The organism is Bradyrhizobium sp. 4 (assembly GCF_023100905.1).
Taxonomy (GTDB): domain Bacteria; phylum Pseudomonadota; class Alphaproteobacteria; order Rhizobiales; family Xanthobacteraceae; genus Bradyrhizobium.
On the sequence record NZ_CP064686.1, the window covers coordinates 4,718,352 to 4,740,695 of the forward strand.

The window sequence follows — 22,344 nt, forward strand, 5'->3', positions numbered from 1 at the left end:
AGTGTCCTAGCCGAGCGCCCCGACCTCGAACACCTCGCCGTCATAGCCGGCCTCGCGGGGAATGCGGAGCTGACGGCCGGTTTCGGTCTTGGTCATGACAGGCATCACCGTGACGACTGACATGCCGCGGGCGTGCTCGAGCGCGGCGCTGACGCTCGACTGCTTGGCGAGCCGGATCAGATTGCGCGTGGTCGGGAACGGCAGCTTGAAGCGGCCGCTCTCGCCGCCCTCCACCGCCTCGCGCGGCGAGACCCAGATCGAATCGGTCGATTCGCGGCCGTCATGTGCGCCGAGCTGGTCGGGCGGTGCTGCCGCAAGGAAGAACCAGGTGTCGAAACGTTTTGGCATCCCCTCGGGCGTGATCCAGTGCGCGTAAGGCACCAGCGTATCGAGCGCGAGCTGGAGGCCGTTGTCGGCCAGAATGCTCAGGAAGCTGACCTTGTGCTCGTTGAGCGCGACGCGATGCGCATCGGCGATCTCGCCGGCGCGCCTGGCATCGACCGGCGTGCCCGATCCTTTCGACCGCGCCAGCAGGATGCCGCTTTCCTCAAAGGTCTCGCGGATCGCGGCGATCCGAAAACCGCGTTCCGCTTCACTCAGGCCCTCGCCGCCCGAATACAGGTCGGAGCGCTTGACGATCTCCTGATCGCCGGCATCGACGCTGCCGCCGGGAAACACCAGCGCGCCCGAATTGAACTCGATCTGATGATGGCGCACCATCATGAAGACTTCGATTTCGTCGCGGCTTTTGCCGTCGACCTTCACGCCGTCGCGCAGCAGGAGGATCGTCGACGCGGGGCGCGATGCTGATGCCTCGGCCATTCGACTAACCTGCGGCGCTGGATTGCGGGCCGAGATTGGCGCGCTTGTCGACGCGGGCGACGCGCGACAGCAGGTAATCGACCTCTGCCTTCGCCGTCGGGGTGATGGTGGCGCCGGGCTTACGCTGGGCGCTGGAGGCGATGATGCCGCGCTTCTGCAGCACGTATTTGCGCACGGCAAGGCCAGCGCCGGGCTGCTGCTCGTAGCGGATCAGCGGCAGATGCGCGTCGAACAGATCATGGGCGGCGTCGCGCTTGCCTTCCTTCGAAAGCCGCACGACGTCGATCAGGAGTTCGGGGAAGGCATAGCCGGTCATGGCGCCGTCGGCGCCGCGCTCCATCTCGAAGTCCAGAAAGAGTCCGCCATTGCCGCAGAGGATCGACAGCGGCCGCAGCGAGCCGTCCTTCTGGAAATTGCGCAGCGTCGAGATCTTTTCCAGCCCCGGCCAGTCCTCGTGCTTGAGCATCACGCAATTGGGATTGTCGGTGACGACCTTGCGGATCACGGCGGGAGTGAACACCACCGACAAGGTCAGCGGATAGTCCTGGAGCACCCAGGGCACGTCGGGGCCGATCGCCTCGGCCGCCTGCTTGTAATAGCCGATGATCTGGTCGTCGGTCCGCAACGACGGCGGCGGTGCGATCATCACACCGGCCGCACCGGCCTCCATGGAGGCCTTCGCCAGCGAGCGCATGGTGGCAAAGCCCGGCGCGGAGACGCCGACGATCACCTGCATTGTCTTGGCGCGCTTGACGAAGCGTACCGCCACCTGCTCGGCCTCGGCGGCATCGAGCTTCGGCGCCTCGCCAAGAATGCCCAGAACCGTGACGCCGTCGCAGCCGACCTCCTCGTAGAAATCGGTCAGGCGGTCGATCGAGCGCTCGTCGATCCGGCCGTCATCGTGGAACGGCGTCGGCGCGATTGCGAAGGTGCCCTTGGCGTCGGCGGTAAGTTTCATCGTTGTCCTTGTTTCTCTCTGTCGATGGCTAAAACCGCCGCGCCCCCATCTTGATCTGCTCTTCGGAGAAGAAGATCTCCTTGGCATGATCGGCGATGTCCTGGGCCTTCCAGCCCGTGTGCGGCGGCTTCCAGCCGTCCATTTCCATCATCCGCATTTCGCGCACGCCGCGGGGCCCGGACACGCCCAGCACCTTGCCGGTCTGGTCGCCGGACAAGTCGCTGACCATGTATAGCACGGCCGGCGCGATGCCGTCCGGCCCCAGCGCCGCACGGGGGTTCTCCTTATAGCGGGGCAGGTCTGCGGTCATGCGGGTCAGCGCGCCCGGCGCAAGCGTCCAGATCCGGATGTTGTATTTGCGGCCCTCGATCGCCAGCACGTTGGACAGGCCCCAGATGCCGCCCTTGGCCGCGCCGTAATTGCTCTGGCCAAAGTTGCCGATCAGGCCCGAGGTCGAGGAGGTGTTGACGATGACGCCACCGCCATTTTCCCGCATCCAGCGAAACACCGGCATGGTGCAACAAAAGGTGCCCTTCAGATGCACCTTGATGACCTTGTCCCAGTCGGACTCGCTAGCCTTGGCGAAGGTCTGGTCGCGCAGGATGCCGGCATTGTTGACGAGGATGTCGGCGCGGCCGAAGTGCTTGATGGCGTCGTCGAACACCGATTGGCCGCCTTCCATGGTGGAGATGTCGGCGCCGTTGGCGACCGCCTTGCCGCCTTCGGCCTTGATCGCATCCACCACGAGCTGCGCCATCGATGTGTCGGCGCCGGAGCCGTCGCGGGGGCCACCGAGGTCGTTGACAACGACGGAGGCCCCTTCCCGCGCGAACAGCTTTGCGTAGGCCTCACCAAGCCCGCCGCCCGCGCCGGTGACCAGCGCAACCTTGCCATCGAGTAGTCCCATGGTGGCGTCTCCCTGTTTTGTTCTTTTGCTCCGTTATGGCCGGGCTTGCCCCGGCCATCCACAAACTTGATCGCCAACCGCGCGAAGAACGTGGATGCCCGGGGCAAGCCCGGGCATGACGAGATAACTCAGAGCGCGTCGAGCGGCATCATCACCCCAGCACCGTCTTGCCGTTCTTGATTACGGTGACGCCGCGCGACTTCACCTTGGCTTCGAACGAGATCACGCTGCCGTCCTTCCAGAGGTCCATGGTCACGGTCTCGCCGGGATAGACAGGCGAGGAGAACCGCGCGACGTGCTGGCGGAATGCGGAGGCGTCGTAGTCGGCATAGGTCTGCAGCACGCCACGGCAGGTGATGCCGTAGGTGCACATGCCGTGCAGGATCGGACGCGGAAACCCGGCCTTCTTCGCGAACTCAGGGTCGGAGTGCAGCGGGTTGCGGTCGCCGCAGAGGCGATAGACCAGCGCCTGGTCGGGGCGCGTGACGATGTCGATGGTCGTGTCGGGGGCGCGGGACGGGATCTTGTGCGGATCCGGCTGGGTCAGGTTCGGCCCGCCAAAGCCGCCGTCGCCGCGGGCGAAGCGTGAGGCGACCAGAGTTGCCAGCTTCTCGCCCTTCTCGTTCTTGAGCACGGTCTGGTGGCTGATGACGACGCCCTTGTCCTTGCCCTTGTCGTAGACTTCAACGACGGAGGAATCGGCGGTGATGTGCGCGGCGACCGGCAGCAGCTGGTGGAAGGTGATGTCGCGCTCGCCGTCGACCACCATCACGCGGTTGAGATTCATCTCGCCCGGACCCGCGCCCCACGCCGCAACGGACGCGAAGGTCGGCACCACCTTGAGCGGCCGCGGCGTCAACGTGCCCTCGTTGACAAAGGCAAGCTCGTTCTCGTCCATCGGATCGGCGCCGAGGCCGATACCGTAGGCATAGAGCATCGCTTCGCGGTCGGTGTAGGAATATTTCTGGCCGAGGTTTTTGAGGCCTTTGAGTTCGTCGTATCTGGCTGACATTTTTGTTGTTTCCTCCCCGTGGTGTTCATCCTCATGGTGAGGAGGCGCTCTTGCGCCGTCTCGAACCATGAGGATGCCCGAAACGCTTTCTTTATTGTGGCCATCCTTCGAGACGCTTGCTTCGCAAGCTCCTCAGGATAAGGACCGCCCTAAGCCGGCGTGAAGAACGGCAGCGGTGCGCCATCGGTCGGCTTGAACACCACCTTCACCTTCTGGCCGATCTTCAACGTCGTCAAATCGCAATCGACGAAATTGGTCTGGAGCGACGGCCCCTCCTTCAGCGTGACGTAGCCGATCGCGTAAGGGCCGGTCGGCGACTTCCGCATCAAGCTGTAAGTGTAGATCGTGCCTTCGCCCGAAGACTCCTCCCACACCGTCTTGTCGGAGTAGCAGAACGGGCAGATCGCGCGCGGGAAGTAATGCGCTTCGCCGCAGGCGGTGCAGCGCTTGATCATGAACTTGCCCTGCTTGGCCGCGTCCCAGAACGCGGCTGTCTCGGGGTTGGTCACCGGGGCCGGATATTTCTTGGCTTCGCTCATCACACGCGCTCCAGAATCGCAGTCGAGGCGGCGTGGCGAACACCCAAAAGCCCGCCGGTGCCGTGGGCGATGGCGAGATCGCAATCCTTAACCTGCACCTTCGGATGCGCCTCGCCGCGCAGCTGCCGCACGGCCTCGAGGATCTTGGTCATGCCGCCGCGGTTGACGGGATGGTTGCTGCAGAGGCCACCGCCATCGGTGTTGAACGGCAGCTTGCCGACGCCCGAGATCAGATTGCCATCAGCGACGAACTTGCCGCCGTCGCCTTTCTTGCAGAAGCCGAGGTCTTCGAGCTGCATCAAGACGGTGATGGTGAAGCTGTCGTAGATCGAGGCGTATTTGATGTCCTTCGGCGTGATGCCGGCTTCCTCGAACGCACGCGGGCCGGACCAGATGCCGGCGGAGTATGTGAGGTCGAGATCCTTGCCGCCGCGCGGGCCTTTCATGGCCTCGCCGTGGCCGATCAGCTTGACCAGCGGCTTCTTCAGGCTTTTTGCGATCTCGGGTGTCGTCACGATCAGCGCGCCGCCACCGTCGGAGACGACGCAGCAATCCATGCGATGCAAGGGATCGGAGATCATCGGCGAGTTCAGGACGTCCTCGACGGTGACGACATCCTTGAGCATCGCATGCGGATTGTATTGCGCGTGGTGCGAGGCCGCGACCTTGATCCAGGCGAGCTGCTGGCTGGTGGTGCCATAGTCGTGCATGTGGCGCATGGCACACATGCCGTAGGCATTGTGCGTGGTCGCGCCGTAAGCCGTCTCGAAATCGGCCTCGGCGCCGGCCGCACGCGGCGGCATCGCCCCGGTGCGCGGCTTGCCGGCCAGCGTGATCAGCGCGATCGAGCACTTGCCCGCGGCGATGGCTTCAGCGGCGTGGCCGAGATGGATGATGTAGGAGCAGCCGCCGGTCTCGGTTGAATCGACATGGCGGAGTTTCTTGGTGTTGAGGCCGAGATAATCGACCATCGGCCAGGCGCCGCCCGGGGCATCGCCCGCGCAGAAATAGCCGTCGACATCGTCCTTGCTGAGCCCGGCATCCTCGATCGCGCCCTTGGCGACCTCGGCATGGAGCTGCGCGGTGGATTTGTCCGGCGCGTGCCGGGTCGGGTGTTCGTAGATCCCCGCAATGTAGGCCTTGCCCTTGATGGTCAAATAAGGTCTCCGCTGGCGTTTCTCGCTTCCGTTTTTTTCTGAACCGCTGCCGCCCTGTTGGCAAGCGCGGAAATATTCCGCCGGGCGAGAGGGCAGCGGGTTCGCGCAAATCGCCGAGGTGCGGTCGGAACGCCTCTGCTTCCGGAAACGTCATTGCGAGCGCAGCGAAGCAATCCAGGAATCTCTCCGCGGACGCATTTCTGGATTGCTTCGCTGCGCTCGCAATGATGGGGGCGACGGGCAGAACCCTAAAGGTGTTTTGCCCGACGGCACAAGCGGTTTCGTTTTATCGGAACACCCTTTTCTGCGAAAACAACCCCATGCACAGTAGACCTGTGGTTGATTTCAAACAGGAATTTGGTGGGTGGATCAGCGCCCCCACCCCACAAATTCTACTCCGCCGCGATCTGCCGCGGAGCCGGCGGCGGGTTCGCGAGGTCGGCGGCGAGCTGGGCGTAGCGGGCCTTGGCGTCCGCGACGGCCTTCTCCTTCACCGGGCCATAGCCGCGGATGCGGTCGGGCAACGACAGCAGCTCCACCGCGGTGTCGATCGTGAGCGGCGACAGCAGGCCGAGCACGGTGGCGACGTCCTTCTCGTAGCCGGCGATCAGATCGCGTTCGAGCTTGCGGTCGGCGCTGCGACCGAAGATGTCGAGCGGCGTGCCGCGCAGGACCTTGAACTTCGCCAGCACGCGAAACACCGGAAGCATCCACGGGCCGAACGCGCGCTTCTTCGGGCGGCCGAGCGCATCGACGCCCCTGCTGAGAATAGGCGGGGCCAGGTTGAAGTTGAACTTGAAGTCGCCCTCGAACTGGTCGCGGAGCTGTTTTTCGAACGCGCCGTCGGTGTAAAGGCGTGCGACTTCGTATTCGTCCTTGTAGGCCAGCAGTTTTGCGTAGTTGACCGCAACGGTGCGTGTCAGCGCCTCGTCATAGCCGCCCTGCCTGGCGGCGTCGCTGACCTGGTCCACCAGCTTCCGGTAGCGCTTGGCCAGCCGGCCGTTCTGATAGGCCGTAAGATGCTTGGCGCGGTGCTCGATGAGTTCGTCGAGCGTCATCGCCTCCAGCGTCTTCGGTGCGACGACGTCGTCAGTCCCCTTCAGCATGTCTACCAGGCGCTGGGGGTCGGCGACCGCGAGCCGGCCGAGGCGGAAGGCTTCCTTGTTCATCTTGATCGAGACGCCGTTGACCTCGATCGCCTGCTCGATCGCTTCCGCCGACAACGGCAAGAGGCCCTTCTGATAGGCGTAGCCCATCATCATCATGTTGGTCGCGATGCTGTCGCCGAGCAGCTGCTCGGCCGGCTTGGTGAAGTCGAAGAACACCGAATCCTTGTGCAGCGCGGTTTCCAGCAACCCGTTCAGCTTGCGGGTCTGGAAGTTGAAATCGCGGTTGAGAACGAAGTCGGCGGTGGGAATGACGTGGCTGTTGATGATGCCGCGGGTGCGGCTGCTGTCGCAGAGCGAGATGGTGTCCTTGGCAACCGCGACCACCTCATCGGCTGCGAGCACCACATCGGCCGTGCCGGTGACGATGCGCGAGCAGGTCACCTCGGCTGGATGGTCGGACAGGCGGACGTGGCTCAGCACCGCCCCACCCTTTTGCGCCAGGCCCGACATGTCGAGGATCATCGAGGCCTTGCCCTCGATATGGGCGGCCATGCCCAGCAGCGCGCCGATGGTCAGCACGCCGGTCCCGCCGACGCCGCCGACCGCGATATTGTAGGGCTTGTCCAGGTTCGGGCGTGATGCCGGCTCAGGCAGCGCGCCGATATCGCCGACGCCCGCCGGCGCACGCTTGCGCATCTTGCCGCCGTCGACGGTGACGAAGGACGGGCAAAAGCCTTTGACGCAGGAATAATCCTTGTTGCAGGTCGACTGGTTGATGGCGCGCTTGCGGCCGAACTCGGTCTCCAGCGGCTCGACCGAAATGCAGTTCGATTGCACCGAGCAATCGCCGCAGCCTTCACACACCGAAGGATTGATGAGCACACGGCGCGCCGGATCCTCCATCGTGCCGCGCTTGCGGCGGCGGCGCTTCTCGGCGGCGCAAGTCTGCACGAACACGATCGCGGACGCACCCTTGACCTTGCGCAGCGTTTTCTGAACCGCGTCGAGCTCGTCACGATGCGCTGTCTTGACGCCGGGCGCGATCTCGTTCGCCGGATAGGCGTCGGGATTTTCCGAGACCAGATAGATCTCGCGGATGCCTTCGCTGTGAAGCTGGAAGGTGATCTGCTGCGGCGACAATTCGCCGTCGACATGCTGGCCGCCGGTCATCGCGGTCGCGTCGTTATAGAGGATCTTGTAGGTGATGTTGGCGCCGGAGGCGATCGCCTGGCGGATCGCGAGGCTGCCGGAGTGGAAATACGTGCCGTCGCCGAGATTGGCGAACACGTGCTCTTCCTTGGTGAAAGGGGCAACGCCGACCCACGGCACACCCTCTCCGCCCATGTGTGTGAAGGTCTCGGTCGAGCGGTCCATCCACAGCGCCATGAAGTGGCAACCGATGCCGGCAAAGGCGCGACTGCCTTCGGGCACCTTGGTCGATGTGTTGTGCGGGCAGCCGGAGCAGAAATAGGGGGTGCGGGCGACAGGCGCGGTCGCCTGCATTTGCGACGCCTGGCGGCCGTTGAACCAATCGGCCTTCGCGCGCAGCATCGTTGCAATTTCGGGATTGAGATCAAGTCGAAGCAGCCGCTCGGTGAGCGAGCTGGCCAGCGAGGCGACGCTGAGTTCTTCGGCAAAGGGGAGGAAGCGCTTGTCGTGGTCGTCCATCTTGCCGATGATGCGGGGACGGACGTCGTCCCGCCAGTTGAACAGCTCCTGCTTCACTTGATTTTCGACGATCTCGCGGCGCTCTTCGATGATGAAGATTTCCTCGAGGCCCACGGCGAATTGCCGGACGCCTTCCGGCTCCAGAGGCCACGGCATACCGATCTTGTACAATCGAAGTCCGATCTTGGCGGCGACCTCGGGTGTGATACCGAGCTCGCGCAGCGCCTGCCGGATATCCTCGTAACTCTTGCCGGACGCCATGATGCCGTAGCGCGCGTTCGGCGAGTCCATGGTGATGCGATTGACCTTGTTGGCGCGCGCAAAGGCGATCGCGGCAAAGCCCTTGTAGTCCTGCAGGCGGCGGTCCTGGGCGAAGCGGTCGTCGGGCCAGCGCAGATTGAGGCCGCCTTCGGGCATCTCGAAATCGGTCGGGATCACGAACGGCGTCATCTCGTCGGTGAGATCGATCTCGGCAGTAGTCTCCACGGTCTCCGTGATCACCTTCATGCCGACCCAGCAGCCCGAGTAGCGCGACATCGCGATACCGAGAAGACCCATCTCGATCATCTCGTGGACGCTCGAGGGGTAGAGATAGGGCATCAGCGCCGACATGAAGGCGTGGTCGGACTGATGCGGGACCGTCGAGGATTTTGCGCCGTGGTCGTCGCCAGCGAGACACAAGACGCCGCCGTTTTTGGCGGAGCCCGCGGCATTGCCGTGGCGGAAGACGTCGCCGCAGCGATCGACGCCGGGCCCCTTGCCGTACCAGATGCCGACCACGCCGTCATACTTGGCGCCGGGCGAGAGGTTGAGCTGCTGCGAGCCCCAGACCGCGGTCGCGGCCAGGTCCTCGTTCACGCCGGGCTGGAACTTGATATTGTACTGCTCGAGATGTTTTCGCGCGGCGAACAGCTGCTGGTCATAGCCGCCGAGGGGCGAGCCGCGATAGCCGGAGATGAAGCCCGCGGTGTTCAATCCCGCGGCACGGTCGCGCCGGATCTGGGCCATCGGCAGCCGGACCAGGGCCTGAATGCCCGTCGTGAAAATATGTCCGGTGTCCTGGGTGTATTTCTGATCGAGACTGATCGGACCCTGGTTGATGCCCATTATGTCCTCTTCCGCCCTTTTGAGCGCTTGGCTGCTTAAGCCGTTGCCTGCCCGTTGTTTTTAGCTAGGGCGCGCCGACCATTTCCGCCACTCTATGTCGGATATTTCACGCTCCGCATCACAATTCTGGACCAAAGGCAGCGCCGGGTAAAAATCGCAATTTCGTGGCTGCATTGGCATCCGCGATTTTCATTTTGTGTCACCATACCCCCGCCGTCGCGCAACGAATTGACGCCTGGTCATCCGGGACGGCGTCGATGGGTCGCAGGAGAGGCTTTCGATGCGGACGATTCTGGCTGGCCTGGCTCTCGTGGTTCTGGCGTTGTGCAGTGCGGTTGCGAACGCGGCCGTCGCTGCCGAGCCGTCACCGGAGCTGATCGCCACTGGCAAGGCGCTGGTGGAAGCCGGCGACTGTGCCGGCTGCCACACCGCCGATCCCGCCCAACCGTTCGCGGGCGGAAAGCGCATCGACACGCCGTTCGGCGCGATCTACGCGCCGAACCTGACGCCGGACCGCGACACCGGCATCGGCGCCTGGACCGATGCCGACTTCACCCGCGCCGTGCGCACCGGTGTCGCGCCCGACGGCTCCAATTATTACCCGGCGTTTCCCTACCCCTATTTCACGCGGATGACGAAGGACGACACGCTGGCGATCCGCGCCTATCTCGGAACGCTCGCGGCCGTCACGAGCCGCAACAAGCCGCCGGAACTGCGCTGGCCGTTTAGCTATCGCGCCCTGATGCGGATCTGGAACATTGTGTATTTCAAGCCCGGGCTGTTCGAGCCGGACCAGAGCCAGAGCGCGGCGTGGAATCGGGGCGGCTATCTCGTCACCGGGCTCGGTCATTGCGGCGCCTGCCATACACCGAAGAACTATTTTGGCGCGGACAAGCAGGCGCAGGCCCTCGCGGGCAACGAGGTCGGCGGCTGGTACGCGCCACGGCTCGATGGCGCCGCCCGCACGGGGCTGAAATCGTGGAGCGTCGAGGACGTCACCGAATATCTTCAGAGCGGGCGCAACGCCAGGAGCCATGCCAGCGGGCTGATGGCGGAGGTGGTCGTCAACTCGACCTCGAAGATGAGCGATGCCGACGTGCGCGCAATCGCGGTTTACTTGAAGAACCTGCCGCCAGCGCGGCGTGAGACGATTGTGACGCCGCCTGACGATGCCGAGATGAAGGCCGGCCAGGCCGTCTACGCCAAGCTCTGCATCGCCTGCCATGAGGCCGACGGCACAGGCGCACCGCGCATCTATCCGCCGCTGCCCGCCAATGCGCTGCTGCAATCGGTCAATCCGTCCTCGACCTTGCGCATCATCCTCGACGGCGCCCACACCGTGACGACCCCGCGCGCGCCTAACACCGGGGAGATGCCGGCCTATTCCAACCGGCTCTCCGACGAAGAGGTCGCAGCAGTGACGAACTACATCCGCAATTCCTGGGGCAATGCCGCGCCGCTGGTGACGCCGGCGCAGGTGGCGAGGGCGCGGAAGCAGGAGCCGTAGCTCAAGGCTCCCGCTCCTCCTCCTCCGTGAACACGAATTTCGGCATCTCCCATTTGTAGCGCACCGCCAGCAGGCGGAAGCTGATGCCGAAGACGAACGTCAAAATGGTCCAGAGCTCGGCGTTCAGCTTGAGACCGAACGCGGTGGCATAGAACAATCCCGTCACCACCGAGACGCTGGCATAGAGTTCGGAGCGGAACAGCAGCGGCACGTCGTTGCAGAGCACGTCGCGCAACACGCCGCCGGCGCAACCGGTCACCATGCCGGAGACGATGACGATCGGCAGCGTGGCGTCCATCTGCCAGGCGATGTCGCAGCCGGTCATGGTGAAGACGACGAGGCCGATGGCATCGAGCACGATGAAGGCCAGTTTCAGCCGGTGCACCAGCCGCGCCATCAGGATGGTGAGGAAGGCAGCGCCTCCGGCCAGTGCGAGGTAGATGGGGTTCTGCACCCAGGCCAGCGGATAATGCCCCAGGAAGAGATCGCGCAAAGTGCCGCCGCCGAGCGCCGTGATGCAGCCGAGAAAGCAGACGCCGAGCCAATCCATGCTGCGGCGGCCGGCTGCGAGCGCAGCGGTCATGCCTTGCGCCGCGACCGCAACCAGCGACAACAGATGCAGCACGCTATCGCTCGGCGGCGAGCTCCACATCGCTTTGTTCCCTTCCGTCAGCGGAGCTTACGCTTCAGGTTCCCCAGCGAACAGGTTCCCGATTCCCGCCGCGGGCGCAACATGCGACGAAAGCATTAAGAGGGGCGGAACAGAATCTCGCATCCACGGGTTGTCCCGCCGCAATAATCGAGGAGAACCAATCGATGGCTGACGACCGTTTTATCAACGATCCGTACCGCCCGAATCTCGCCGATGATGAGTATCGCAATGCGGCGCGACGGGATGCCCAGCTTCAAGTCGACCCGGAGCTTGGCGAAGGCCCCGCCTCCAGCGGCAAAGTAGCCCTGTTCGCAGTGGCAATCGCCTTGGTGCTGGGTGCCGTATTCTACGGCCTGAACAACACCGGCACCAGCAACCAGGCCAGCACCACGCCGGCGACGCAGACAGCGCAGCAGGCACCGGCGACCAACCCGGCCGCACCTCCCGGCATGCGCGACGTGACGCCGCGCACCAACACCGGGCCGGGCGTGACCACGGGCGCCGCACCGAGCAAGCCGGCCCCGGATACGCCGGCACCGGCTGACGGCGCGAAGTAACGAATTGCAACAATATGCGACAGCGGCGGGACTCACATCCCGCCGCTTTCGTTTGTCTTAGCTGAACATCTTGTTGAGCTCGCCGCCGGGATAGCCGCCCGCGAGTTCCGCGAAGGTCCCCTTCTCCGCCATTTCCTTCGCGGCCCGCATGAAGCCGCCCCAGGCGGCGCGAGCGAGTGAACCGCCGACGCTGATCCGGCGCACGCCAAGATCGGCAGCTTCCTGCAATGACAGCCCGGAGCCGCCGATCAACAGGTTGAACGGTTTGGGTGCGACAGCCTTCACCACCGCGGCGATGTCCTCGCGGCTCTTGAGGCCCGGCGCGTAAAGGCAATCGGCGCCGGCATCGGCGTAAGCGGTGAGCCGGTCGATGACGAGCTTGAGGTCGGTCACGCCCCAAAGGTAGGCCTCGCAGCGGCCGACCAGGAGCACGCCGCTATCGCCGATCGCCTTGCGCGACGCCTTGATGCGCTCGACCGCGAGCGCGCGCTCGTAGATCGGCTTGTCCTTGTCGCCGGTGGAATCCTCGATCGACAGGCCGGCAACGCCGGTGCGCACACAGCGCTCGACATTGTCCGCGACCTTGTCCGGCTCGACCGCAAAGCCGCCCTCGAAATCCGCGTTCACCGGGATATCGACGGACGTGCTCAATGCCGCCAGGTGCTGACAGACGTCCTCGACGGAGACGTGGTTGTCGGCCTTGCCGATGGTCCAGGCAAAGCCCGCACTCGACGACGCGAGTGCCTTGAAACCGAGATGCTGCAACGCTTTCGCGCTGCCGACGTCGACCGGATTGGGCAGGATGAAGCAGCCGCTCTCGTGCAGCTTCCTGAAGGTCGCGCGCTTGTCAGCAGTTGTCACGTGCATGTTTCTCTCCCTTGTTGGCCGCGCAGAGATGGGGACGTGCCGCCGCGCGCGCTAGTGCGCGTCGTGCACCGCGCGGCTGTCCTTTGGCGCCTGCTCGCGATCATTCATGCTGTAGTCGCGGATGACGCTGGCGATACGCAGATGATAATCGGCGAAGATTTTTGCGCGGCCCTTGGCCTGGGTGCGGCGGTGCTCCATCGTGTTGCGCCAGGCCTGCACGGCCGCCTCGTCCCGCCAGAACGACACCGACAAGATCTTGCCCTTGTCGGTCAGGCTCTCGAAACGCTCGACCGAGATGAAGCCGTCGATGGTTTGCAGGATCGGCTTGAGGTCGGCCGCGAGGTCGAAATAATCCTGGCGGTGTTCCGGCTTCGGCCAGACCTCGAAGATCACGGCGATCATGGGCATCTCTCCTGTCGTTGATGGCCTACGATACCACTTACAAAACCACTTGGCGCAGAAACGTGCGCTCTTCCGCGAGGATGAATTTGTGCTCCTCGGCGAAGTGGAAGTTCGCCATGCCTTCCGTATCCTGACGCAGCCGGGCGCGATAGGCCTCATACGCAGCCAGACTCTCGAAGGTGATCAGCGCAAACGCGATATTGTTGGTGCCCTCGTGCGGCATGAAATAGCCGATCAGATCGCCGCCGCATTTCGGGATGATGGTGAGCCAGCGCTTCGAATACTCCTCGAACTGCGCGCGTTTGAAGGGATCGAGCTGGTAGCGGATGAAGACGGTGATGGACATGATGGGCTCCTCTGGTTCCACACCGTCATTGCGAGCGCAGCGAAGCAATCCAGGAATCCCTCTGCAGAGGGAGCCTGGATTGTTTCGTCGCCAGTGCAAAATTGCTTCGCAATTTTGTCAGGGGCTCCTCGCAATGACGAGCAACCCCACGCTACGCGCTTGCCTCACCGCAATGCTTCGGCTACCATCGAAGCATGAAATCAGGTCCAGACATCGCCATGATCGCTTCGCTCGTCGGCGATCCCGCACGCGCCAACATGCTCACGGCGCTGATGAACGGCCGCGCGCTCACCGCGAGCGAGCTGGCGCAGGAGGCCGGCATCACCCCGCAGACCGCGAGCTCGCATCTTTCCAAGCTCGAGGCCGGCGGCCTGATCGAGCCGGAGAAGCAAGGCCGCCATCGCTACTACCGCCTCACCGACGACGACGTCGCCGGTGTGCTGGAGGGCCTTGCGGGGCTTGCCGCGCGGACCGGCCATATGCGCGTGCGCACCGGGCCGAAGGATCCGGCGCTGCGGCGCGCGCGGATCTGCTACGATCATCTCGCCGGCGATCTCGGCGTGCAGATGCTCGACACCCTGCGCGCGCAAAACCTTGTCAGGCAGAAGAAGCAGGAGATCGAGCTGACCACCGAGGGCGAGCGCTTCCTGGCGAAGCATTTGCAGATCTCGCCCGACATGCTTGCCCATCCGCGCCGCCCCGTGTGCAAGGCCTGCCTCGACTGGAGCGAGCGGCGCCACCATCTCGCCGGCACGCTGGGCGCCGCCATGATGCAGCGTTTCGCCGAGCTGAAATGGGCCGCCCGCGACGCCACGCCCGGCAGCCGCGTGGTGAATTTTACGCGCACCGGCGAGAAGCAGTTTGCCGCGTTGTTCGGTGACGGGCGGGACTAAACACAACTCCGTGTGAACGACGTCTCTCGCTTGACCCGGCCATCCACGTGTTTATGGCCACGGTTGTCACACACAGAGATCCCCCATGATCCGCTTCGCTTCGGCCGCGCTCGTCGCCGTCCTCATCGTCTCTCCGCTCACCTCCACCCACGCCGCCGACACCGTCCCGCGCGAATCTTACGGCATCGCGCTCGAAGGCTTTGCCTATCCTTACCCCGTGCACCTGCTGCCTGTTGTCAATGACGGCGAGCAGCTCAGCATGGCCTATATGGATGTGCCGCCTGCGCAGCCGAACGGCCGCACCGTGGTGCTGCTGCACGGGCGCAATTTCCCGTCGAGCTACTGGGCGCCTGTTATCAAGATGCTGAGCGAGGCCGGCTTCCGCGTCGTGGTGCCGGACCAGATCGGCTTCGGCAAATCCTCCAAGCCGGCGGGCGAATTGCATTTCGACAATCTGGCGCGCAACACCATCGCACTGCTCGATCACCTCAAGATCGACAAGGCCGAGATCGTCGCCCATTCGCTCGGCGGCATGCTGGGCGTCCGCATCGCCCGCGCCTTTCCCGACCGCGTCGCCCACCTTGTTCTGACGGCCCCGATCGGGCTGGAAGATTACCGCCTCTATGTGCCGCCGACGCCGACCGAGAAGATGATCGAGACCGAGGACAAGCTCACGGCCGAAGGCTATCGCAAGCAGCTTCAGACCAATTATGCGATCAAGCTGCCGCCGGGCGCGATCACGCCGTTCATCGACGCCCGCTTCAACATCAAGGGCAGCCCTGATTATTCGCGCTGGCTGCGCGCCTTCGTCAGTTCCGGCCAGATGATCTATCGCGAGCCGGTGGCGCACGAGATCGCACTGATCACCGAGCCGACGCTGTTCATCATGGGCGCCGACGACCACAACGCACCGGGCCGACCGAACGCGCCCGAGGCGCTGCGCGCGAAAATGGGAGAGAACGCCGAGCTGGCGAAGGCACTCGCCGCGAAGATGCCGAATGCGCGAGCCGAGGTGATCCCGGACACCGGCCATCTCGTCTTCCTGGAGGCGCCTGAGAAGTACAAGGAGCTGGTGCTGATTTTTCTCGGCCGGTAGCGTCATTGCTGTCGTCCGGAGCCGCGTGCGGGGAATGTTCATGCCGCATTCAGGTCATGATTGGCAGATTTGGCTGGCGTCGTTTCGGCATGTTGCGATTTTAACGTGTCGAATCGTGTCTTTTGATTCATGGTGCGCCGAAAGCGCCAAGCCCTCCTACCTGCCCCAATCCTGCCCCCAAAACCTACCCCAAGGACGAGAAGGAAGATCAAATGAAATACCTGTTTGCCGCCGTGATGCTCGCCAGCGCGGTCGCTGGTTTCAGCGAGGCGGCCAGCGCCGCCGGCGGTTGCGGCCCCGGCTGGTATCGCGGCGCCTATGGCGGCTGCCGCCCGATGCGCGGTCCGGTCGTTGTCCGCCCGGGTCCGATCGTGGTTGCGCCGGCCCCTGTCGTGGTCGTGCCGCGCGCGCGCGTGTGCCCCTACGGCTTCCGCTGGTATGCCGGCCGCTGCCGTCCGTTCTGATCTCGTTTTTCGCATTGCGAAATGGCCGCGCGGCGAAAGCCTGCGCGGCCATTTTCTTTTTGAGCGCCTGACGTCGCACCGGGATGTTTCGAATCAGAACGGGGACCGCGATCGCGGTCCCCGTTCAAGCCTCGCTTAGCGCGACGCTTACCAATGGCGGCGGTGCCAGCGCCGGCGATGCCAGCCCCAGTGACGGCGGCGCCAACCCCAATGACGGTGGTGGCCGTGCCAGTGCACCTGCTCCGGTTTCAACTGCGAGGCTTCATCGCTGCTCGTGACTGCGGGATGAGCGTCGGGATTGCCTTGCGGCTTGCTGGGATCACCGAGCGGCTGCGGCGCCAGCGGCGCGGCCTGTGCGGCGGTCGTGAACGCGGCAGCTCCGGCCGCGATACCGATTGCAAATTTCAAAAAGTTCCGGCGCTCCATGACTTCTTTCCTCTTGGATGGTCGTGCCAGTGATGCAGAGGAAGTGTCGCGGTGATGACATGAACCGAAGCTGAATCGCGCGTTCAGCTTCGTTGCGCAGGTGACAGGAGAATTCGCAGCGCCGTAGCCCGGTGCTCTATTTCCCAAACTCCTGCGCCAGCACCAGCAACTCGCGCGTGCGCGTCACGTCGGGCCAATCGCGGTTGAAATCAGCCACCAGCTGCGTCAGCGCACCGCCCTTCAGCATGGCCTGTAGCGCAGCCTCGCTCTCGAACTGATACAACGCCTGATGCAGGGAGGGATCGTCGAGGCTCCAGAACCGCCAGGCCTTAGCCACACCGAACACCTTCACCGCGTCGGGCAGATGTTCCGTCTCGTACCATCTGTCGAAGGCGGCGCGCTTGCCGGCATCGGTGACGGTGGCGCGGACGACGAAGAAGGCTGACGGCATCGGATTTTCCTCCTGTTGTTTGGGGTGAGACTAGCCGATGACGTCGGCGACGACAAAAAAAGGACGGCACCGGTGTCGGAACGCGCATCGCTCGCCCGTCCTATGCCCGAACAGCAGACGGAGACACCACATGCCCGACCTCACGCTCACCACCTTCGACTGGGTTCCCCCGCCCCCGCGCGGTTTCGTGCGCGACCTTCGGGTGCGCTGGGCGCTCGAAGAGGCCGCATTGCCCTATCGCGTCGCGAGCGCGCCGTTCGACCGGCGCGGCGCCGAGCATCTTGCGCACCAGCCGTTCGGGCAGGTGCCGTGGCTGACCGACGGCGATCTCTCGATCTTCGAGAGCGGCGCGATCCTGCTGCATCTCGGCGGCCTCAGCGCAAAGCTGATGCCATCAGATCCGCGCGGCCGCAACGAGGCCACGGAATGGCTGTTCGCCGCACTCAATTCGGTGGAGATGGCGAGCCTGCCCTGGACGATGTCGAAGTTCATGGGCCATCCGAGCGATACGGCCGCGTGGAAATTCGTCGACGACTTCCTAAAACTCCGCCTCAAGCACATGGAGGCGGTGCTGGCCAACCGCGAATGGCTGGCAGGCACGTTCTCCGTCGCCGACATCCTGATGTCAGACGTGCTGCGCGTCGTCGATCAGTTTGAAGGGCTCGCGGACAGTCCCGCCAGCCGCGCCTACGTCGCGCGCGCCACCGCCCGCCCGGCTTTCGCCAAGGCCCACGCCGACCAGATGGCGCATTTCGCTGCGGCGGACGCGACCCGCTGACGCCGCGCCCGCGTGAGGTGTGACGCGCCTCACATAATGAATCCGGCGATGGCCGTAGGGTCACGGCCATCAAATCAACCCTGCGGAAGGTGACACATGGCCCGCATCGCATATCTCAGAGACCAGCTTGCCCGCGCCGAACGGCTGGCAAAGGCGATCCTCGACCGCCAAACCGCGGAGCAGCTTCAGGCGTTCGCAGCCGAATGCCGCGAGGAGTTGCAGGTGCTGTCGCGCAGGGCTGCGGCGTAAGGCTGCTCGGTTACACGAGCTTCATCGGCGTATCGGCGACCACGCGAAGGTCGATGCGGCTGATCAGTTGAGACCGAAGCGCCTCTGCATCACCGATCGCGCTCTCCGTCTGCCGCAACGTGCTGACGTTCGAGCCAAGCGAGACAATTCCGCCGAGCACCAGAGCGATCGAGCCGAGCGCGGCGGTCTGGCCCATCCCGAGCAAGCCGAGGATCGTGATCAGCAACAGCGCAGCGCCGCCGCCGATGGCGAGCTTTGATGCCAGGATGTACTTCCGGCATCGCTCGGCGATCTCGGCCAAAGCCTCGATACGCGCTTCGATGTCGGATATCTCGTCGGTCGGATCGCTGTCGGTCATTGGATTTGGATCGAGGATGCCAACTCAGAAGCAGAATCGGTAGCCCGCATGAGCGAAGCGACATGCGGGACTTGGATAGAAAACCCGGATGTCGCTACGCTCATCCGGGCTACGCCTCGCGCTCACAACGGCAAATTGTCGTGCTTCTTCGCCGGCGTTTCCACCTTCTTGTCCTTCAGCATCGACAGCGCCCGCGCGATCCGCTTCCGCGTCGAGTGCGGCATGATGACGTCGTCGATGTAGCCGCGCTCGGCCGCGATGAAGGGCGACAGGAAGCGGTCTTCGTATTCCTTGGTACGCGCGGCGATCTTGTCGGGGTCGCCGATGTCGGCGCGGAAGATGATTTCGACCGCGCCCTTGGCGCCCATCACCGCGATCTGGGCGGTCGGCCAGGCATAGTTCATGTCGGCACCGATCTCCTTGGAGGCCATGACGTCGAAGGCGCCGCCATAGGCCTTGCGGGTGATGATGGTGACCAGCGGCACGGTGCACTGCGAATAGGCGAACAGCAGTTTCGCGCCGTGCTTGATCAGGCCGCCATATTCCTGCGCGGTGCCCGGCAGGAAGCCCGGCACGTCGACGAAGGTGACGATCGGGATGTTGAAGGCATCGCAGAAGCGGACGAAGCGCGCCGCCTTCCGAGAAGCGTCGCTGTCGAGCACGCCGGCGAGCACCATCGGCTGGTTGGCGACGAAGCCGACGGTGCGGCCGGCGATGCGGCCGAAGCCGGTGACGATGTTCTTGGCAAAGGCGTCCGCGATCTCGAAGAAGTCGCCCTCGTCCACGACCTTCAGGATCAGCTCCTTCATGTCGTAGGGCTTGTTCGGATTGTCGGGGATCAGCGTGTCGAGCGACATGTCGACCCGGCCGATGTCGTCGAAACTCGGCCATTCCGGCACGCCGTCCGTGTTGTTGGATGGCAGGAAGTCGATCAGGCGCCGCATCTGCAACAGCGTCTCGACGTCGTTCTCGAAGGCGCCGTCGGCGATCGAGGAGCGCGTGGCATGCACCGAGGCGCCGCCGAGCTCTTCCGCCGTGACGACCTCATTGGTGACGGTCTTCACCACGTCCGGGCCGGTGACAAACATGTAGCTGGTGTTCTTCACCATGAAGATGAAGTCGGTCATCGCCGGCGAATAGACGTCGCCGCCGGCGCAGGGGCCCATGATGACGGAGATCTGCGGGATCACGCCGGAGGCAAGCACGTTGCGACGGAACACGTAGGAATAGCCGGCGAGCGCCGCGACGCCCTCCTGGATGCGGGCGCCACCGGCGTCATAAAGGCCGATGATGGGCGCCCGCGCCTTCATCGCCATGTCCTGGAGCTTTGTGATCTTCAGCGCGTGCGTTTCCGACAGCGATCCGCCGAACACGGTGAAGTCCTTGGCGAAGACAAACGTCTTGCGGCCGTTGACGGTGCCCCAGCCGGTGACGACGCCGTCGCCGGGCACCTTGTTCTTCTCCATGCCGAACTCGGTGGAGCGGTGCTCGACGAACATGTCGAATTCCTCGAACGATCCCTTGTCGAGCAAGAGCTCGATGCGCTCGCGCGCGGTCAGCTTGCCGCGGGCGTGCTGCGCCTCGATGCGCTTCTCGCCGCCGCCGAGCTTTGCGCCGGCGCGACGGTCTTCAAGGGCGTCCAGGATATTCTTCATTTGCTCCCGCCAGTTCTTAGCCTAAATGCGATTGCCGGGGGTTCTAACACGGCATTTTGCGGGCCGGGAAGCGGCTTTCGGTCCCGCAGGGCTGCCTTGCCGCAGCGGGAAAGCGCAAGGAATTTCAAAGTTTTGCCTGGGAGACGAGCATGACCGAAGGAGCGGCCGAGACCGGCGCGGCGACGGGCGGCGTCAACATCCTGCTGCGGCTGGAGGGCCTGACCCTGTTTGTGGGGATGGTGATGCTCTACTGGGCCTGGGACGGCTCATGGCTGGTGTTCGCACTGCTGTTCTTCGTCCCCGATCTCAGCTTCTTGGCATACCTGTCGGACGCCAAACTCGGCGCGATGGTCTACAACGCCGCCCACAGCTACATGGCGCCAGTCGCGCTGCTGACGCTCGGCTTCGGCCTCGCCTCGCCGCTCACCCTGTCCATCGCCTTGATCTGGCTCGCCCATATCGGCATCGACCGGGCGCTGGGCTATGGCCTGAAATATTCGGCCGGGTTCGGCTTCACCCATCTCGGCCGGATCGGCCGGCAGAAGGATACCTGACGCAGTTGCAAATCTGGCCCTGCCCGGTTGACCGGGCGCGGCGATTCAGGCTTGCTCCAGGCTTGCGATCAGGCGCCGAATGTTGCGTGAGCTCAGTCGGTACGGCGGCGGTCATCATTTCCGGCTGCAAGCATCACCTCATGTCCGCGACGGTCGTTCCACTGCCGCCGAACCCATCGTCCGAAACCACCGACTTCCTGCGCCGCATGGCCAGCATGGTGTCGGGGCGGAACGGCGAGATGCTGTTGCGCGCGGCCGCGCTGATCGAGTCGCTGACGCAACGGGCGATGTCGGCGGAACGCCTCTATCACCGGGAGCACGAAGAGAACTCGCGCAACCGCGAGCTGCGCGAGGCCGGTGAGATGGCGTCCGACGCCATGGTCAAGCAAATCGACGGGCTGCGCAGCCAGCTTGCCGAGGTCACCGCGGCCGCGGCGGCCGAGCGCGCAACATTCGATGCCGAGCGCGGCAACCTGCTCGGCCTGATGCAGCAGGCCGAGAGCCATATCGGCCAGCTCACAAGCGAGCTGGAGACGCTGCACGCCTCGGTCGACAGCTTCAACGAGACCGCAATCTCCGTGCCGATCGAGGTGCTGCGGCTGGCGCGCACCCAGTTCGATTTCCTCTCCGCCGGCTTTGCCCGCAAGGGCGACGTCATCTCGCAGGCGATGAGCGAGATTGGCGGTTTTGCGATCGACCAGGCGCTGACGGTGAAGAAGGCCGATCCCGCCTGAGGCGAACCGCCGGCTTGCGTCAATTTGACAGCGCGCAGGCCTGTTGTTCTACTCACTGAAAATCACGGGGGAGGATCCGATGCCGACGGCATTCCGCGTCGCCATGGCGCTCTGCATTTCAACGCTGTTCGTCGGCATCGGCGCCAACGCGCAATCGCTTCCCAGGGAAGTCGCCACCCGCGCCGAGATCTACCCGATCCCCTCGCTCACCCTCTCCGACCAGCAATTCCTCAGCGGTGATGCTGCGGCCGGAAAGCCGGTGACGGTCGCCGGCGAATTCCGCGTGGCGCAAGGCAGCGGAAAACTCCCCGTCGTGGTGCTGATGCACGGCTCGAGCGGCGTCGGCGCCACCACCGAGGCCTGGGTGCACGCGTTCAACGCCATGGGCATCTCGACTTTCGTGATCGACGGCTTTACCGGCCGCGGGCTGACGGTGGTGGGGCCGAACCAGGCCCTGCTCGGCCGGCTCAACCTCGTCATCGACATCTACCGCTCGCTGGAGATCCTCGCAAAACATCCCCGCGTCGATCCTGATCGCATCGTGCTGATGGGCTTCTCACGCGGCGGACAGGCGACGCTCTATGCGAGCCTCAACCGCTTCCACAAGCTCTGGAACAAGTCCGGCATCCAGTTCGCCGCCTACATTCCGTTCTATCCCGACTGCTCGACGACCTATCAGAACGACACGGACATCGCCGCGCGCCCGATCCGCATCTTCCACGGCACGCCCGACGACTACAATCCCGTGAAGAGCTGCAAGGCTTTCGTCGAGCGACTCAAGACGGCTGGCCGCGACGTGGTGCTGACGGAATACCCCGACAGCGCGCACGGCTTCGACAGCGGGCTGCTCGGCGTCAATACGGTTGCCGTATCAACAGGTGCGCAGACCGTGCGCAACTGCCAGATCCGCGAAGGCGACGGCGGAGTCTTGATGAATGGCGATACGAAAGCGCCGTTCACCTACCAGGACGCTTGCGTCGAGCTCAATCCGCATGTCGGCGGCAATCCAACGACTGCTGCCGAGTCGCGCAAGGCCGTGGTGGAGTTTTTGCAGGCGCTGTTCAAGTTGGGTTAGC

At 64.3% G+C, this 22,344-nt stretch carries 25 protein-coding genes; 10 read left to right on the forward strand and 15 right to left on the reverse strand.

All coding sequences use genetic code 11. From position 1 onward, the window contains the following. Positions 1–6: 6 nt before the first annotated feature. The 7 genes from IVB45_RS22310 to IVB45_RS22340 all read right to left on the reverse strand — a co-directional run bounded on the left by IVB45_RS22310 (position 7) and on the right by IVB45_RS22340 (position 9,279). The gene (locus IVB45_RS22310; RefSeq protein ID WP_247361853.1) at positions 7–822 is read right to left on the reverse strand and encodes an NUDIX hydrolase; all 816 of its coding nucleotides are present in this window, start codon (positions 820–822) and stop codon (positions 7–9) included. Positions 823–826: 4 nt separating this feature from the next. After that, the gene (locus IVB45_RS22315; protein ID WP_247361855.1) at positions 827–1,780 is read right to left on the reverse strand and encodes a dihydrodipicolinate synthase family protein; all 954 of its coding nucleotides are present in this window, start codon (positions 1,778–1,780) and stop codon (positions 827–829) included. 28 nt (positions 1,781–1,808) lie between these two features. Then, positions 1,809–2,687: an SDR family oxidoreductase gene (locus IVB45_RS22320; protein WP_247361858.1), complete on the reverse strand. Its 879-nt coding sequence runs from the start codon at positions 2,685–2,687 to the stop codon at positions 1,809–1,811. A 151-nt stretch (positions 2,688–2,838) separates the two neighbouring features. Then, positions 2,839–3,699 carry a MaoC family dehydratase gene (locus tag IVB45_RS22325; RefSeq protein WP_247286993.1) on the reverse strand — a complete coding sequence of 287 codons (861 nt, stop codon included), beginning with the start codon at positions 3,697–3,699 and terminating at the stop codon, positions 2,839–2,841. A 149-nt stretch (positions 3,700–3,848) separates the two neighbouring features. Further along, positions 3,849–4,238: an OB-fold domain-containing protein gene (locus tag IVB45_RS22330; RefSeq protein ID WP_007611535.1), complete on the reverse strand. Its 390-nt coding sequence runs from the start codon at positions 4,236–4,238 to the stop codon at positions 3,849–3,851. After that, the gene (locus tag IVB45_RS22335) at positions 4,238–5,395 is read right to left on the reverse strand and encodes a thiolase domain-containing protein (RefSeq protein ID WP_247361861.1); all 1,158 of its coding nucleotides are present in this window, start codon (positions 5,393–5,395) and stop codon (positions 4,238–4,240) included. Before IVB45_RS22335 ends, IVB45_RS22330 begins: the two co-directional genes overlap by 1 nt. 392 nt (positions 5,396–5,787) lie before the next feature. Further along, positions 5,788–9,279 carry an indolepyruvate ferredoxin oxidoreductase family protein gene (locus IVB45_RS22340; protein WP_247286995.1) on the reverse strand — a complete coding sequence of 1,164 codons (3,492 nt, stop codon included), beginning with the start codon at positions 9,277–9,279 and terminating at the stop codon, positions 5,788–5,790. 280 nt (positions 9,280–9,559) lie between these two features. Between IVB45_RS22340 and IVB45_RS22345 the strand changes: the two genes are divergently transcribed. Further along, complete coding sequence (locus tag IVB45_RS22345; RefSeq protein WP_247361864.1) at positions 9,560–10,786, forward strand: c-type cytochrome; 1,227 nt, start codon at positions 9,560–9,562, stop codon at positions 10,784–10,786. Between the two features lies 1 nt (position 10,787). On the opposite strand, the gene IVB45_RS22350 is transcribed toward IVB45_RS22345, so the two are convergent. Then, positions 10,788–11,438 carry a trimeric intracellular cation channel family protein gene (locus IVB45_RS22350; protein WP_247361868.1) on the reverse strand — a complete coding sequence of 217 codons (651 nt, stop codon included), beginning with the start codon at positions 11,436–11,438 and terminating at the stop codon, positions 10,788–10,790. Between the two features lie 164 nt (positions 11,439–11,602). On the opposite strand from IVB45_RS22350, the gene IVB45_RS22355 reads away from it, so the two are divergent. Beyond that, positions 11,603–11,995 carry a hypothetical protein gene (locus IVB45_RS22355; RefSeq protein WP_027567464.1) on the forward strand — a complete coding sequence of 131 codons (393 nt, stop codon included), beginning with the start codon at positions 11,603–11,605 and terminating at the stop codon, positions 11,993–11,995. 57 nt (positions 11,996–12,052) lie between these two features. Here the strand turns inward: IVB45_RS22355 and IVB45_RS22360 are convergent, their stop codons facing one another. From IVB45_RS22360 to IVB45_RS22370, 3 genes are read right to left on the reverse strand one after another with little or no spacing between them, the layout of a single operon-like run. Next, complete coding sequence (locus IVB45_RS22360; protein WP_247361870.1) at positions 12,053–12,862, reverse strand: isocitrate lyase/phosphoenolpyruvate mutase family protein; 810 nt, start codon at positions 12,860–12,862, stop codon at positions 12,053–12,055. 51 nt (positions 12,863–12,913) lie between these two features. Next, on the reverse strand, positions 12,914–13,264 hold the full coding sequence (locus IVB45_RS22365) for an antibiotic biosynthesis monooxygenase (protein WP_007603077.1): 351 nt from the start codon (positions 13,262–13,264) through the stop codon (positions 12,914–12,916). A 37-nt stretch (positions 13,265–13,301) separates the two neighbouring features. Continuing rightward, complete coding sequence (locus IVB45_RS22370) at positions 13,302–13,610, reverse strand: NIPSNAP family protein (RefSeq protein WP_063995954.1); 309 nt, start codon at positions 13,608–13,610, stop codon at positions 13,302–13,304. Between the two features lie 194 nt (positions 13,611–13,804). Between IVB45_RS22370 and IVB45_RS22375 the strand changes: the two genes are divergently transcribed. From IVB45_RS22375 to IVB45_RS22385, 3 genes are all read left to right on the forward strand, one after another. Continuing rightward, positions 13,805–14,503 carry a winged helix-turn-helix domain-containing protein gene (locus IVB45_RS22375; RefSeq protein WP_247361873.1) on the forward strand — a complete coding sequence of 233 codons (699 nt, stop codon included), beginning with the start codon at positions 13,805–13,807 and terminating at the stop codon, positions 14,501–14,503. 85 nt (positions 14,504–14,588) lie between these two features. Next, positions 14,589–15,599, forward strand: a complete 1,011-nt coding sequence (locus tag IVB45_RS22380; protein ID WP_275992249.1) for an alpha/beta hydrolase — start codon at positions 14,589–14,591, stop codon at positions 15,597–15,599. Between the two features lie 212 nt (positions 15,600–15,811). Continuing rightward, positions 15,812–16,063, forward strand: a complete 252-nt coding sequence (locus IVB45_RS22385) for a hypothetical protein (protein ID WP_247361876.1) — start codon at positions 15,812–15,814, stop codon at positions 16,061–16,063. A gap of 147 nt (positions 16,064–16,210) precedes the next feature. Here IVB45_RS22385 and IVB45_RS22390 read toward each other — a convergent pair whose 3' ends face one another. Further along, on the reverse strand, positions 16,211–16,489 hold the full coding sequence (locus IVB45_RS22390) for a twin-arginine translocation signal domain-containing protein (protein WP_247361878.1): 279 nt from the start codon (positions 16,487–16,489) through the stop codon (positions 16,211–16,213). 136 nt (positions 16,490–16,625) lie between these two features. Next, positions 16,626–16,940: a hypothetical protein gene (locus tag IVB45_RS22395; protein ID WP_247361881.1), complete on the reverse strand. Its 315-nt coding sequence runs from the start codon at positions 16,938–16,940 to the stop codon at positions 16,626–16,628. A 130-nt stretch (positions 16,941–17,070) separates the two neighbouring features. Between IVB45_RS22395 and IVB45_RS22400 the strand changes: the two genes are divergently transcribed. Together IVB45_RS22400 and IVB45_RS22405 are read left to right on the forward strand one after the other, a co-directional pair. Then, positions 17,071–17,718 (forward strand): glutathione S-transferase family protein, encoded by a 648-nt coding sequence (locus IVB45_RS22400; RefSeq protein ID WP_247361884.1) that lies wholly within the window; start codon positions 17,071–17,073, stop codon positions 17,716–17,718. A gap of 96 nt (positions 17,719–17,814) precedes the next feature. Further along, on the forward strand, positions 17,815–17,967 hold the full coding sequence (locus IVB45_RS22405; protein ID WP_018456483.1) for a hypothetical protein: 153 nt from the start codon (positions 17,815–17,817) through the stop codon (positions 17,965–17,967). Between the two features lie 10 nt (positions 17,968–17,977). Here the strand turns inward: IVB45_RS22405 and IVB45_RS22410 are convergent, their stop codons facing one another. Next, complete coding sequence (locus IVB45_RS22410; RefSeq protein WP_027567472.1) at positions 17,978–18,325, reverse strand: hypothetical protein; 348 nt, start codon at positions 18,323–18,325, stop codon at positions 17,978–17,980. Positions 18,326–18,447: 122 nt separating this feature from the next. Then, complete coding sequence (locus IVB45_RS22415; RefSeq protein ID WP_007603066.1) at positions 18,448–19,980, reverse strand: acyl-CoA carboxylase subunit beta; 1,533 nt, start codon at positions 19,978–19,980, stop codon at positions 18,448–18,450. Positions 19,981–20,129: 149 nt separating this feature from the next. On the opposite strand from IVB45_RS22415, the gene IVB45_RS22420 reads away from it, so the two are divergent. The 3 genes from IVB45_RS22420 to IVB45_RS22430 all read left to right on the forward strand — a co-directional run bounded on the left by IVB45_RS22420 (position 20,130) and on the right by IVB45_RS22430 (position 22,343). Next, positions 20,130–20,534: a DUF4260 domain-containing protein gene (locus IVB45_RS22420; RefSeq protein WP_027567473.1), complete on the forward strand. Its 405-nt coding sequence runs from the start codon at positions 20,130–20,132 to the stop codon at positions 20,532–20,534. A gap of 140 nt (positions 20,535–20,674) precedes the next feature. Continuing rightward, entirely contained in the window at positions 20,675–21,268 is a 594-nt protein-coding gene (locus IVB45_RS22425) for a hypothetical protein (RefSeq protein WP_247362773.1), read from the forward strand. Between the two features lie 79 nt (positions 21,269–21,347). After that, positions 21,348–22,343: a dienelactone hydrolase family protein gene (locus IVB45_RS22430; protein WP_247361887.1), complete on the forward strand. Its 996-nt coding sequence runs from the start codon at positions 21,348–21,350 to the stop codon at positions 22,341–22,343. The last annotated feature ends 1 nt before the right edge of the window (position 22,344 follow it).